Raw genomic sequence first — 14,275 nt, 5'->3', positions numbered from 1 at the left:
AAATCTACGATGTGGTAGCCAACAAGAAAGTCACGGGTTTGAATCCCCGACTGATAGCGACGCTCAAGGATTCGCTTTGCGCGTCGCTATCAAGCGTCTTGATTCTGAATTCAGAATTCTGAATTCTTCTTCAATATAATTTTTTAGCCAAGATTACATAATCATCTAATGTATAGTGTAACTGATGCTTCTGAGCAAAATACTTTTGGAGTATTGGACTCATATACAGTTGTTTTGGTAATTTTTCTCGAGCAAATTTACCAAATTCAGCAATGGGCAAAGGTGTTCTTGAACCTGTTGAAGTTAGATATTTATACCAGACTAACTCTAATGCAAGTTCTGCCAGAAATTTATCCACTACATTTTTTTCTTGTTCTTGGTTTTCAACTTGGTGAATATCATAAATCTTGAATATTTTTTTATCTTGCACAATCAGCAAAATATAACCTGATTTTTTTAAGCTAGTGGCAAATATTTGCTTATAAGTATTATTAGCTTCAACTCTCTTAGCTTTATCTATAAAGAAGCAATGGGAAATTACGATAAAGTCGAAAAAGTCTTGGGGTAGATTATTTGATTGGCTTTTCCAAGTAAAAATATCAGTAGTAACAAAGCGGAAAAAAGCATTTACTGACATTAAACGCGATTCTATATATCGTCGCCAAAACTGAAGCCCGCGAAATTGGAAAGCATCTTGTTTTTCTAAAGAGTAGTAGGATATGTGCATTTGTGGGATATGAAAAAAACCGCTACTACTTTGGAGAAATAAAGCTAAACCATAAGCAACTGTTCCTGGGCCTGCTGCAATATCAAGGATATTAATCTTACTTGGCAGTAAAGCATCTTGGTAAATGAGAAACCAAGCTAAATATATGCAATATACATTCTCTAAAAAATACTTCATGAAGTAGACATGAGGAGTTAGACTAAAACGGTAGTCTGGATCTTGCCCAATTTTTAAGTTATTAATATCTTCAAGAGCATCTTCTAGCTTAATAAATAACTGTTCTTCAGAAATTTTACTAAATTCTTCCTTCAGATATTCAACTAGATTTGATTCCAAATCATCAAATATACGTTCATCAATACCAGTAGATTGCAGTTTAGATTCATCATGCTCTATTAAATTAAAAACCTTATAGATATATTTAACAAATTCCTTATCTGGGATTAATATAAAATCATCTTTTTGCTGGGATGCTTCTGTTAGTTGTTTACTTAAAGTTTCTGTTTGTCGTTTGTATTCTTGTGAATAGCGTTCAAGTCGAAGTTTATCCCTAAATAGTTTTTCTAACGATGAAAATCTTGCACCTGATTTTTGAATATCTTGCAATAGTTGCACTGCACGTCGGATATCCCCCCGCTTTAAAGATAATTTTAACTGCTGACTTCGCCACCAATTTACGATAAGATTATTCATAACCAAATCCCTCTTTGCCTTCCATAATTTCTACACCTGGAAGCTGAGAAACTAACTTTTCCTTAAATTTCATATAGCTTAATTGCTCATCTTCATACCACCAAGCGTATTTTTGCTTAATTTCTTCAGCTTCTTGGCGAGTTGATGCGATGAGAGAACGACTCTGGCTAGCATGAAAAGCTTGAATTACAACCCTATCGGCGATAGCTAGCTTGTCAATAAAAGTAGCTTCATCAGTTGCTAAAGTAGGAAGTAGAGGGGTAATAGTGATAGAAACTTTAGGAACAAAACCTTTGAAATAATCAATACTTTGTTTAATTTTAGTTATAGCATTTAGTCTGGCTTTAATACTTGGCGATCGCGGTTCAAAATCTTTTCTTACTAATTCACTCCCAGTCGGAATGCTCATATTAATTCGCAATCGCTTAAATCGTTGTAAATAATCGATATCTCTAGTAATAATTGGGCTACGAGTTTGAATCACTAGAGTTGGAGTTGGATAACCGTCAATCCCCATATCTAGCATTACCTCCAACAACCGACGAGTCAGGTGATGTTTAGACTCAAGTGGTTGATAAGGATCGGTAACGCTACTCATGTATATACTAGGAGGAGTTTGAGGATTTTTTTCGTACCATTTTTTTAATTCTTTCGCTAATATCTCAGCAGCATTTTCCTTGAAAATTACCCATTTACCCCAATCTTGGCGCATTTGAGCATTAGGAGTAAATGCAGCAGCATAGCAATAACTACAACCGTATTGACATCCCCTATAAGGATTGAGAGTAAAATCATAATTCCCAATAAAACCAGTAGCTTTTGTTAAAAGGGATTTAGCATTCTGGGCATAAACATTGACATCTCCAAACTTTTCTCTGACTAATTTGGTAGGATTGCATTCGCAATAACCTTCATATTTTGGTTGTGCCATCTGAATCCTGATATTTATAAGAAGAATTCAGAACTCAGGAGTCAGAATGGGCTAAACCTTAGCTATCCGCTAACAGTATGAATTCTGTACGACTGGGTAATGAATATTGGTTTAAAACCGTACAACTCTTAGAGACGCTACCGCGTAGCTTGCTTCCCTATAAAGGTACATGGGTAGAGTATTCTGAATTCTGACTCTTTTTTATTAAGAGTAATAATGCACTCTACTTCTTATAATTCCCATTTTTTTTAAATAGCTTCACCAAGGTATACACTAGTGCGATAGACCATATAAACAAAACCATTCTCATCACGAAAGTGCTGATATAATTCTTGAAAATTGTTAATAAGCTGTTCGTATACCCAGCCTTCATGTGGGAGGTAAGAAACACTATTGGCTCGTCCAATTAGTCCAGTTAAATCTAATTGTTGCCTATAAGTAAAAGTATATTCCTGGATGTTAATAAAATGGGGAGTTACGAACAGTGGCTCTACCGACTCCATTCGAGATTCTGCTGGGTGATTATTAGATGCTTCGCGGACTAGTCGGCTATATTCTGTAGTTAAGGCATCTTCTTTATCTCGATTATTCCACACCACAGCCAAGCGTGCTGATGGCTTTAAAATACGGCGAAATTCCAATAAAGTTGGTTCGGGATTGAACCAGTGGAAAGCTTGAAAACAAGTAACTAAATCAACTGAATTATCAGGGAGTTGGGTAAATTCTGCTGTTCCATCACGAAACTCTATCAAAGGATGCGCTTGGGCAGCTTCTCGCATCGCCGCGTTTGGTTCTATGGCGATGACATTAACTTTGCGTTCAGCTAACAGTCTTGAAGCAATTCCTGTACCTGCACCAATATCTGCTGCTACAAGTTGTGAATTTTCACCTAATCCTTCCAAGATAATATCAATTGCATCTGCGGGGTAACTTGGTCGATATTTTACATAATCCTCTGCTCTATCAGAAAATCGGTTGAGTGGGTTTAAGGTATGTAAGGGAGTTGTTTCAGGATTAATTTGGCTCATGGGTTTTTATGTAAAAATGTAAGTGCATAGGCGTAGCCCATCGTAGACATCGCTGTAGTCTAGTCAATTTTAAGCTTGCCACACTAGTAGGGTGCGCTATGCGAAACACTATAGCGTTTCCCGACCTAGTAAAGGTACAGCCGTAGGGAACATGCCCATAGGTGTCAACTTAAGGGAAAAATAGCGTACTCATTGGGTGTTGTTCACCCGCCAGCCCGCCAGGGAATATAATTCCCTGACTAATAGCGCAAGTCTACTGAAGTAGACTAGGGATTTTTGGCGATATTTTAGTCATCTTCAGATGACTTTAGCTATGAGACAGGGATTTACAATCCCTGGCGGACGTGCGGTTTCACGTTAAGTTGACACCAATGGGCATGTTCCCTACACCTTGCGATGTAATGTTGTACCTCATCTGAATGGGAACCGCCATAACACACTACAAATACTTAATTTTTTCAAAAATCAAACTGGATTTCTATATAAAGTAAATTACCGAGTAACAGATTACTATGTTGTTAGATGATTACGGGCATTAGGGTCAACAGTAGAAGTTTTATGCTATCTAAAATCATAGTGGCGTTATCCAATAAGTAATGCCCCGAATAACTTGTTTATTAAAACCAAACAAGGATAAATTCTCTTCAGATAAACCCACATAAGTCCAATGTGGAGTATCATTTTCTACTGTTTGAAACCAACCATTTTGATTCAGAGCTTTTCTTTGTTCTTTACTGCCTACGCGTAAATCAATTGCTAATCCCAAGAGATGTTGAGAAGTTCCGGGAGGTGCAACTAAACCAAGAATTTTGGTTTCTTTACCCTGTTTAACTTTTGCTAAAACTTGCTCGTTAGCATATTTGTGCCAAAATCTTAAATTCGTGTTGAAAGTGCGGGTACAATCACCAGAGCCATAACCAGATTTTAGTGGAATCTGTTGCTGGACTCGTGCTTTATTTAAAGCATCAGCCGCCGATTTTTGTAAGTAACAGTCGTTAGTGGCATCAACATGACCCATTGTTAAAGTAGCTTGAAAATCTTGAGTTTCTTTTTCATTATCGAAGATATCTTGTTGCGGCAGTTTAATCCCAACATCTTGATTTACAAAGACTGCACCATAAGTTCGTAGTAAAGTATATTCATAAGTACCAGGCTGAGGAATTGTAGGTAATTTTCTAGCGATCGCAGATAAAAAACGCTGTTGAGCATTTAATTTGGCATCAGGAATAAATGGTTCTGATGTTGTTTTTTTAGAGATATCTGTACAAGGTAATGAATTAGTATTCAAGCATCTGTTTAATGGTTGGGTAGTTATAGCAACTTTGTGACGGGTAATCTCATTACTAGCTACCAAGACAAAAATCATCAAGATAATTATCATGATGAAAGATGCTTTTCTGATAGCTCTATTAATATTTATTTTCTTGCTGATGGTGAGTTTCATTATTAAATAATCGTTTTTTGGCTGATTCAAAGGTAAAGTTAATAGATTTATTGAAAATGTTTTTATTTAGTTTTTCTTAAACAAAAAGCAACGTAACTGATGCTGGATATTGTTTTTATGGAAAATAAATATTAAAAAATAAGTTAATTTGTGTGATATCCAACTACATGAACAATAACTGTGATAAACAAACCGGAAGGTTGTCACAAAAATTAAAAAACGATTATATTTTTTACCCAATACTTAAGTTTAAAAATTAAAACTGCCTTGATTTGAGTACTAGTAATTTTGATAACTTTTTTAGCAGAAAGTTACATCCATGAAATCACTGGAACAGTTAAAATTGAAAAGAACCCTCAGCTTGCCGATCCTGTAAGTATGACCATGCACAATTCCGTTGAATTTCAAGACGCTTTTGATGTCATAGTCGTCGGTGCAGGTCACTCCGGTTGCGAAGCAGCTCTCGCCTCTGCACGCCTCGGTTGTCGTACCCTGCTATTGACGCTCAACTTGGATAAAATCGCTTGGCAACCTTGTAACCCCGCGGTGGGTGGTCCAGCCAAATCTCAGTTGACTCATGAGGTAGACGCACTCGGCGGAGAAATTGGTAAAGTAGCAGACCGTACCTATCTGCAAAAACGTATCCTCAACTCTTCACGGGGGCCTGCTGTGTGGGCATTACGCGCCCAGACGGATAAGCGTGAATATGCAGCAGTGATGAAAAATATTGTTGAGAACCAAGAAAACTTGACAATCCGCGAAAGTATGGCAACAGATTTGGTGCTGGGTGCTAACGGTGAAGTCATTGGCGTTGAAACTTATTTTGGTGTGGGGTTCCAATGTAAAGCAGTCATCTTGACAACTGGCACTTTCCTGGGAGGCAAAATTTGGGTTGGCAATAAATCAATGGCAGCCGGACGCGCTGGGGAATTTGCGGCTGAAGGATTGACACAAACCTTAAATCGTCTGGGATTTGAAATCGGCAGACTTAAAACTGGAACTCCGGCACGGGTCGATAAGCGATCGGTAGATTATAGTAAAATGCTCATTCAGCCAGGGGATGAAGATGTGCGCTGGTTCAGTTTTGACCCCGATGTGTGGGTTGAACGGGAACAAATGCCTTGCTATATCACCCGCACCACCGCCGAAACCCATCGCCTAATTCGGGAAAATTTGCATCTATCGCCTGTTTATGGCGGTTGGGTGGAAGCCAAAGGGCCGCGTTATTGTCCCAGTATTGAAGATAAGATTGTCCGCTTTGCTGATAAAGAAAGCCATCAAATCTTTATTGAACCGGAAGGAAGGGATATACCCGAACTTTATATTCAAGGGTTTTCTACAGGGTTGCCAGAAAATCTACAACTGCAAATGTTGCAGACTCTCCCTGGTTTGGAAAAATGTGTGATGCTACGTCCAGCTTATGCTGTGGAATATGACTATTTACCAGCAACTCAGTGTTACCCCACACTGATGACTAAGAAGATTGCGGGACTGTTTTGTGCTGGACAGATTAATGGTACTACAGGTTATGAAGAAGCCGCAGCTCAAGGGCTGGTGGCGGGAATTAACGCAGCTCGATTTGTTCGCTCTCAAGAAATGATTGTGTTTGCGCGCGAGCAAAGTTACATTGGGACGCTAGTTGATGACTTGTGTACAAAAGACCTGCGGGAACCTTACCGGATGCTTACCAGTAGGTCAGAGTACCGATTAATATTACGTTCTGACAATGCCGACCAACGTCTGACACCTTTGGGACGGGAAATTGGTTTAATTGACGATCGCCGTTGGGATATGTTTATTGAAAAACAGGGTAATATCACCACAGAAAAACAAAGGTTACAAGCTACACGAGTGAAAGAACATGATGAAATGGGAATAGCGATCGCATCTAATACCCAACAAGCAATTAAAGGTTCAATTACCCTGAACGACTTGCTGCGGCGTCCGGGATTCCATTATGTTGACCTCGACAGGTTCGGATTGGGAAACCCCAACCTCAATCGCGCTGAGAAAGAAGGCGCAGAAATTGACATCAAGTATTCTGGCTATCTCGCTAGGCAACAACATCAGATTGACCAAATTGCTAGGCAAGCGCACCGCCAGTTACCTGCGGATTTGGACTACACAACAATTGATACTCTTTCTAAAGAAGCACGGGAAAAGCTGACTCACGTAAAACCACTCACTCTTGGTCAAGCATCACGTATAGGTGGTGTAAACCCAGCAGATATAAACGCTTTATTATTATATCTAGAATTGCGTAAAACCAAGAACCAGCAAGACTTTCGAGCGTTAGCTTAACACCAACTTCATAAATACTGAGTATAGTAGTAAGGAGGGAGATTGGTATGATAGATGACATAACTCCTAGTACTGCCATCATCAACAATCCCCAGATGAAAGTTGAGTTTAATACCAACGTTTAATCAACTCGTCTTAAGAGAACTGGGATTGGATGTTTTATCAAAGAAGGGAACAAGAACGGTTTTTTCTATTTCATGTTCCCTGTTCGGGAGTAAGAGACCACCTATTTCCTGTTGTCGGTTCCCTATTCTCTCTTTAAGAATAATCCCAATTTCCAGGCAGTAGAGACGGCGTTTCCCCGTCCTAGCAACAACCCAGAACGTCTATGTTACAAGAAGCCAGCACCCGTCTCATAGTACCAGAACCATCAGAAGACTTAATCGCCAACGAGCCTTGGTCGATAGAAAACTATGCTGATGGCCTCATGGATGAACTCTTTGCCGATATCGACTACATTCTGGATGTTAGTGGTAATCTGCCTTCTCAAGCTGTTAGGCACCACTCTGTTGCTGGGGTTTCTGCCCAAGCTCAACGCCAGTCACCTCCAGGATATGTGCCTCTGCAAACAGTTACAATACCGCATATTGTACCAAACAGCCTGAATCAGTCAGATGCTCAAGATAAGCATAAGCAATTGAGTACCTTTGTATTTGAAAACGGCGCTGTGAAAGTAGTTAGTAGAAAGCGTCAGAAAACTAGGCCGGCTTTGGGCAAACTGCTGATGGTGGGAACAACTTTAGGCGTGGCGATCGCAGGTATGATTTACCTGGTGCAGTCTGGAGTTGTATATCTTTTAAATGCCAAATTGCCCGAATCAGCGCTTCTAGTGTCGCAATCGCAGTCACAGTTACCTGTCAAAACAGAAATTGAGGCAGAGTTAGTTGACTATATGCTCCAATCATTAGCAGTCATAGATAAGCAAGGAACAACACCCAATCAAAAATCTTTCAGTCGGGGATTCTCTAGTCAGGCAAATAGTAACCAAATAGCCCTTGGTAACGAGCAAACAACAGGTAATCTGCCAGCACTTCCACTTCTAGCTAACAATACATCATCAGCCTCCAACCGTTCTGGGAGTGTTGTTGAGCGCATCTACGTTCCTGTTTATCAAGCGCCGTCGCCAATGCGCTACGCCCTTCCAGCTATTCCTGGGACTTCTACACTTCTACCACAAGTTGCCAGTGTATTGCAGGGAGCTCAACCTAATGTTGTGAAAACTGCCCTGAATACAGTGCGGCAAGCTGCCAAGCCTGTAACCGTCAATATGTTAGCTGCGGCTGTACGAGCTGAACTCAAGCCAGTAGCGGGGAAAACTGCACCCATTACCGTGCGGCAGACACCTAAGCCTTTGCCTGCATTACCAGTAGTTCCATTACGTGATGCACTCGCCCCAGAGTCAGAACCAACTATTACCCAGGAACAAGTATATCCTGCAACTGCGATCGCAGAGGCTCCGAGTAATACCTTAGAGGGATTGCTAGAGTTGGGCAATAAATCTGCCGCTTTGTTTAAAATTGATGGCGTGACTCGCCGCATCAATATGGGTGAAAGTATCGGCTCAAGCGGTTGGACACTAGTAGATGTCAGTAACGGCGAAGCAGTCATCCGGCGTAACGGCGAAGTACGATCGATTTACGCAGGCCAGAAATTGTAAAAGTTTTTCAGTCAGCAAATCTTCTTAATATTTAGTGTCTCATAACCTCGACTTCTTTAAGAATTCGAGGTTATAGCTTTAGGGATTTCCAACAATTAAATTATCCAAATCAAAACAAGTTTCTTTCCCCCTGCCCCCTGCCTCTTCTTCAATCCGCCTTCTTGAGTCGATAATTATGCAATCATTTTGCAGTAAAATTAATCGTCAAGATAGAGGAGGGCTTTGAGATGACTCGTGTCATCATTGTGCGCCACGGTCAAAGTGGTTATAATACCGAGCGGCGTATCCAAGGACGCACTGATGCGTCAACATTAACCGAAAAAGGTCGTAAAGATGCCAGTAAAGTAGGCAAAGCCCTCAGCAATATCTTATTCAATGCGATTTATAGCAGTCCTTTGCAACGAGCAAAGCACACGGCAGATATTATCCATAGTGAGTTAGCTAATCACGCTGAACAATCTGCTGTAATCCAAGTTTCTAATTTACTGTTAGAAATCGACCTGCCTTTATGGGAAGCACTGCTGACTTCTGAAGTCAAGCATAATTTTGCCGAAGACTACCGCACTTGGCATCAACGCCCAGACGAACTGCGGATGCTGCTTAATGATGCACAAGGGACAAGAGAACATTTTCCCGTTCTTGCTTTATACGAACAAGCAAAACAGTTTTGGCAAGAAACTTTGTCTCACCATCAAGGCGAAACTATTTTGATTGTGGGACATAACGGAATTAATCGCGCCCTAATTAGCACAGCACTAGGAATTTCTCCCAGTCGCTATCACTCAATACAGCAATCTAACTGTGGCATCACAGTATTAAATTTTGCTGGAAGATTGGGCGAACCAGTTCAGCTAGAATCCTTAAATCAGACGCAACACACCGGAGAATCTTTACCCTCATTGCGACCGGATCATCAAGGAGTACGATTGTTGCTGGTGCGTCACGGCGAAACCGACTGGAATCGCCAAACTAGGTTTCAAGGACAAATTGATGTCCCTCTCAACGACAACGGTAGACAACAGTCGCAAAAAGCAGGCGAATTTCTCCAAGAGGTAGCGATTGATTTTGCGGTAAGTAGCACAATGTTACGCCCTAAAGAAACAGCAGAGATTATTTTAAAACAACATCCGAATGTAAAGTTAGAGTTGCAAGATGGTTTAAGAGAAATCAGTCATGGACTTTGGGAAGGAAAATTAGAAACAGAGATAGAGCAAGAGTTTCCGGGAGAGTTGCAACGTTGGCGGCTAGTACCAGCCGAAGTGCAAATGCCCGAAGGAGAAAATTTGCAACAGGTGTGGGAACGCAGTGTTGCTGCTTGGCAATCAATTGTACAAGCCGCATTAAATAATGAATTCAAAACTGTATTAGTAGTAGCTCATGATGCTACTAACAAAACTTTGCTTTGTCACATTCTGGGCTTATCGCTGGAAAATTTCTGGAATTTTCGTCAGGGTAATGGTGCAGTCAGCGTTATTGACTATCCTTCTGGAATCGATGGTTTACCAGTCTTGCAAGCGATGAACATCACCACTCACTTGGGTGGAGGCGTACTAGATAAAACAGCTGCGGGGGCGTTGTGAGTAATGAGTAATGAGTAATGAGTGAGGAGTTAAGTTAAAAGTGAAAAATTATGAGTTATGAATAAAGTTAAAAATGATGAGCAAGGAACAAATAACTGGTAAATCTTAACTCATAACTTGTAACTTCTAACTTCTAACTTTATTTTTAACTCCTAACTAAAAAAAATTATGATAGAACTGCTGCAAAAAGTACGGGTGATTGATCCGGTTTCTGAAATCGATGAACTCTTTGATGTACTGATTACTGATGGTTATATCAAAGCAGTAGCTTCGCACATTTCTGATATTAGTTCTGATACTCAAATCAGAGATTGTCAGGGATTAGTTCTTGGCCCTGGGTTGGTGGATTTGTACAGCCACTCAGGTGAACCTGGTTTTGAAGAACGGGAAACTATTTCGTCCTTTTTACAAGCTGCTGCTGCTGGCGGCTTTACCAGAGTTAGCATTTTACCCGATACATCTCCAGCTATTGATAACCCTGCACTTGTGGCACAGTTGCAGCAGAAAAAAGCAGAGGAGCAGAGGGGCCAAGGCGCAGAGAAAAATTTATCTCCCCTGCTCCCTTGCTCCCCTGCTCCCCTGCTTCATATCTGGGGTGCTATCACCCTGGATGTTGCTGGGAAGCAAATGACGGAATTGGCAGATTTAGCGGCAGCCGGAGTTGTTGGTTTTACAGATGGTAAGCCGTTAGAAAATTTGGCGTTGGTGCGAGGAGTGTTAGAGTATCTCCAGCCGTTGGGGAAACCAGTAGCGTTTTGGCCTAGCGATCGCCAGTTAACAGCAAATGGTGTAATGAGAGAAGGCCCAGATGCTCTCCGTTTCGGTTTACCCCCAATACCCGCTAGCGCTGAAACAACTGCGATCGCAGCTATGCTTGAATTGGTTGCAGCAATTGGTACACCAGTCCATATTATGCGCGTTTCTACTGCTCGCAGCGTGGAATTAATCGCCTCAGCTAAGGCGGCTGGTTTACCAATTACCGCCAGCACCACCTGGATGCACCTTTTACTAGATACAAAAGCAGTTAAGAGTTATCACACCAGCTTGCATTTAGACCCGCCTTTAGGTAATCTTCGTGATGTGGTGGCGTTGCGTGCCGGAGTACGTACAGGTGTGATTGATGCGATCGCTATTGACCACACACCCTACAGTTACGAAGAAAAAGTCCAAGCCTTTGCCGAAGCACCAGCCGGGGCAATTGGTTTGGAGTTAGCATTACCTTTGCTGTGGCAATATCTCGTTGAAACTGAAGAATTTACAGCTTTAGAATTATGGCGGGCATTGAGTGCCAGTCCAGCAGAGTGTTTAGGGCAGAAAGTAAGTGCGATTCTACCTCATCAACCAGCAGAACTTACTTTATTTAATCCCCAGCAAACCTGGAAAGTCGAACGGAAAAATCTTTATACACTTTCACAAAATACACCTTGGTTAGGACAACAGTTAAAGGGTCATGTTGTGCAAACCTGGCGTTAAAAATGTAAAATACCCTGGGATTGGGGTCAAACTTATAGAATGGAAATAAAACAGGAGTCAGAATTCTGAATTCAGAATAGTTTACCCATAAAGGGATAGAGTTTTGAGGTGAGAATATTTTAATTTTTTGCCCACCATTCCACTCGCTTTTAACCAATATTTAGACGCGACTCGAAAATACTCGTTATCGTGGACTCGCTCATAACGTTGCCATGATGTTCGCAGAGCCTCTCCAAGAGTTGGCTTTACGCTGCGCTATCACCCACTCATACAGACAGAATTCATACTGAATTCTGACTCCTGAGTTCTGAATTCTTCTTATAAAGCTTATAATACATTACGCTGATTAAACAGAGTCGCCCATGACCGAAAACGACTCATGATACAAACCCCTAAAATTTATTGATGGGGATCATTAATTTTGAATTTTGAATTTTTAATTCGGAGCAAAGCGACGTGACCACTTCTAAACGCCAATATCACATCACTACTTTCGGTTGTCAGATGAATAAAGCTGACTCAGAGCGCATGGCTGGCGTTTTGGAAGATATGGGCTTTGAATGGTCTGAAGACCCGAATCATGCAGATGTGATTCTCTACAACACCTGCACAATCCGGGATAATGCGGAACAAAAGGTATATTCCTACCTTGGCAGACAAGCAAAGCGCAAACATGAGCAGCCTGATTTAACTCTCATCGTTGCTGGGTGTGTTGCCCAGCAAGAAGGAGAAGCGCTGTTACGGCGAGTGCCAGAATTAGACTTGGTAATGGGGCCACAACACGCCAACCGCCTCAAAGATTTATTGGAGTCGGTATTTGAAGGCAACCAAGTTGTCGCAACTGAGCCAGTTCACATTATTGAAGATATTACCCAGCCGCGACGAGATAGTAAAGTAACTGCTTGGGTAAATGTGATTTACGGTTGTAACGAACGCTGTACCTATTGCGTAGTTCCCAATGTGCGCGGTATCGAACAATCTCGCACACCGTCAGCTATCCGGGCTGAAATGGAAGAATTAGGACGGCAAGGTTACAAAGAAATTACTCTACTCGGTCAAAATATTGATGCTTACGGCAGAGATTTACCTGGAGTGACAGCAGAAGGTAGGCATCTGAACAACTTTACAGATTTGCTTTATTACGTCCATGATGTGCCGGGGATTGAAAGGTTAAGATTTGCGACTAGTCACCCCCGTTATTTTACCGAGAGATTAATTCAGGCTTGTGCTGAGTTGCCCAAGGTGTGTAAACACTTCCACATTCCCTTTCAATCTGGGGATAATGAACTTTTAAAGGCGATGGCACGGGGTTATACCCATGAGAAATATCGCCGGATTATCGATACCATTCGGCGGTATATGCCAGATGCTTCCATTAGTGCCGATGCCATTGTTGGTTTTCCTGGGGAGACAGAAGCACAATTTGAAAATACCCTCAAACTGGTGGAAGATATTGGCTTTGATATGTTGAATACAGCAGCATATTCGCCGCGTCCAGGGACACCAGCCGCTTTGTGGGACAATCAACTTAGTGAAGAAATAAAAAGCGATCGCCTCCAACGGCTCAATCATTTAGGAAATTTGAAAGTAGCGGAGCGATCGCAACGTTACTTTGGACGGATTGAAGAAGTTTTAGTAGAAGACCAAAATCCTAAAGATCAAACCCAGGTGATGGGACGCACTGGTGGTAATCGTTTGACCTTCTTTAGCGGCAACATCAAAGAACTCCAAGGGCAATTAGTGAAGGTAAAAATTACCGAAGTTCGCCCTTTTAGTTTGACGGGTGAACCAGTTGAAGTGAAGCAAACCGTTTTGCTGACAAAATAACTGTCATTGCGAACGCGAGTGCGTCTCGTAGAGGAACGACGAACGCAAGTGCGTTTCGTAGACAAGCAATCGCATGGACTCACTCTTCGGTAGAGATTTTGCGATTGCTTTGCTTCGCTCGCAATGACATACAAAAAAGTGGGATGATCCCGGCATTGTCTTTGAGAAAAAGTTTAGCGATCGCACCTTGGTTGATGAGAGAATAGCGATACCTTTGGCAACGTCTTCTCTACGAGACGCTGCGCGTAGCTTGCTTGCACGAAAGTGGTACGACGATCGCTCTAAACTACTAGATTGCAATTTCTATCGCCTGAACTTGCTCTTTTAATTACGAATTAATTTTTTAGCCAATCGCCACAACAGAGAAAACGGTAAGATCAGTATTGCCTTTAACGTTTGCACAAACTGACCGAACCGACGTTTCCAGATAGCACGGGGAGTAGACTGGCGTTGCAGGATTGCTAGATTTTCTCGAACCATCACCGTAGTGGGGTGATTAAGGCCTAAAGTGCGATCGCACATTGCCAAAGCATCACTGTATAGTGGTTCGGCATCGCTGTACCTACCTTGGCTTTTGTAGAGTGCTGCTAAATTGTTCAAGCTAGTAGCCACAT

10 protein-coding genes are annotated in these 14,275 nt (G+C 41.6%); 5 read left to right on the top strand and 5 right to left on the bottom strand.

What is annotated here, in order from left to right; genetic code table 11:
- Positions 1-130: 130 nt before the first annotated feature.
- The 4 genes from V7L31_RS29825 to V7L31_RS29810 all read right to left on the bottom strand — a co-directional run bounded on the left by V7L31_RS29825 (position 131) and on the right by V7L31_RS29810 (position 4,823).
- The gene (locus V7L31_RS29825; RefSeq protein ID WP_334699570.1) at positions 131-1,420 is read right to left on the bottom strand and encodes a photosystem II assembly protein; all 1,290 of its coding nucleotides are present in this window, start codon (positions 1,418-1,420) and stop codon (positions 131-133) included.
- Positions 1,413-2,351: an SPL family radical SAM protein gene (locus V7L31_RS29820; protein ID WP_334699569.1), complete on the bottom strand. Its 939-nt coding sequence runs from the start codon at positions 2,349-2,351 to the stop codon at positions 1,413-1,415. Before V7L31_RS29820 ends, V7L31_RS29825 begins: the two co-directional genes overlap by 8 nt.
- A 248-nt stretch (positions 2,352-2,599) precedes the next feature.
- Positions 2,600-3,379 carry a class I SAM-dependent methyltransferase gene (locus V7L31_RS29815; RefSeq protein ID WP_334699568.1) on the bottom strand — a complete coding sequence of 260 codons (780 nt, stop codon included), beginning with the start codon at positions 3,377-3,379 and terminating at the stop codon, positions 2,600-2,602.
- Between the two features lie 571 nt (positions 3,380-3,950).
- Positions 3,951-4,823 carry a D-alanyl-D-alanine carboxypeptidase family protein gene (locus V7L31_RS29810; RefSeq protein ID WP_334699567.1) on the bottom strand — a complete coding sequence of 291 codons (873 nt, stop codon included), beginning with the start codon at positions 4,821-4,823 and terminating at the stop codon, positions 3,951-3,953.
- A gap of 378 nt (positions 4,824-5,201) precedes the next feature.
- Here V7L31_RS29810 and mnmG point away from each other — a divergent pair, with 378 nt between their 5' ends.
- The 5 genes from mnmG (at position 5,202) to miaB (ending at position 13,661) form a co-directional block, all read left to right on the top strand.
- On the top strand, positions 5,202-7,124 hold the full coding sequence (gene mnmG, locus V7L31_RS29805; RefSeq protein WP_334699635.1) for a tRNA uridine-5-carboxymethylaminomethyl(34) synthesis enzyme MnmG: 1,923 nt from the start codon (positions 5,202-5,204) through the stop codon (positions 7,122-7,124).
- A 328-nt stretch (positions 7,125-7,452) separates the two neighbouring features.
- Positions 7,453-8,781: a hypothetical protein gene (locus V7L31_RS29800; RefSeq protein WP_334699566.1), complete on the top strand. Its 1,329-nt coding sequence runs from the start codon at positions 7,453-7,455 to the stop codon at positions 8,779-8,781.
- A gap of 227 nt (positions 8,782-9,008) precedes the next feature.
- Entirely contained in the window at positions 9,009-10,361 is a 1,353-nt protein-coding gene (locus V7L31_RS29795; protein WP_334699565.1) for a histidine phosphatase family protein, read from the top strand.
- Positions 10,362-10,529: 168 nt separating this feature from the next.
- Complete coding sequence (locus V7L31_RS29790) at positions 10,530-11,834, top strand: dihydroorotase (protein ID WP_442944518.1); 1,305 nt, start codon at positions 10,530-10,532, stop codon at positions 11,832-11,834.
- Positions 11,835-12,290: 456 nt separating this feature from the next.
- Positions 12,291-13,661, top strand: a complete 1,371-nt coding sequence (miaB, locus tag V7L31_RS29785; RefSeq protein WP_334699564.1) for a tRNA (N6-isopentenyl adenosine(37)-C2)-methylthiotransferase MiaB — start codon at positions 12,291-12,293, stop codon at positions 13,659-13,661.
- Between the two features lie 324 nt (positions 13,662-13,985).
- Here the strand turns inward: miaB and V7L31_RS29780 are convergent.
- Positions 13,986-14,275: tetratricopeptide repeat protein (locus V7L31_RS29780; protein ID WP_334699563.1), on the bottom strand; the 290-nt coding region annotated here is incomplete at its 5' end.

This window comes from Nostoc sp., from assembly GCF_036916655.1.
GTDB lineage: Bacteria > Cyanobacteriota > Cyanobacteriia > Cyanobacteriales > Nostocaceae > Nostoc.
The sequence above is the reverse complement of the archived record's forward strand: the minus strand, read 5'-3'. Positions and strand labels throughout refer to the sequence as shown.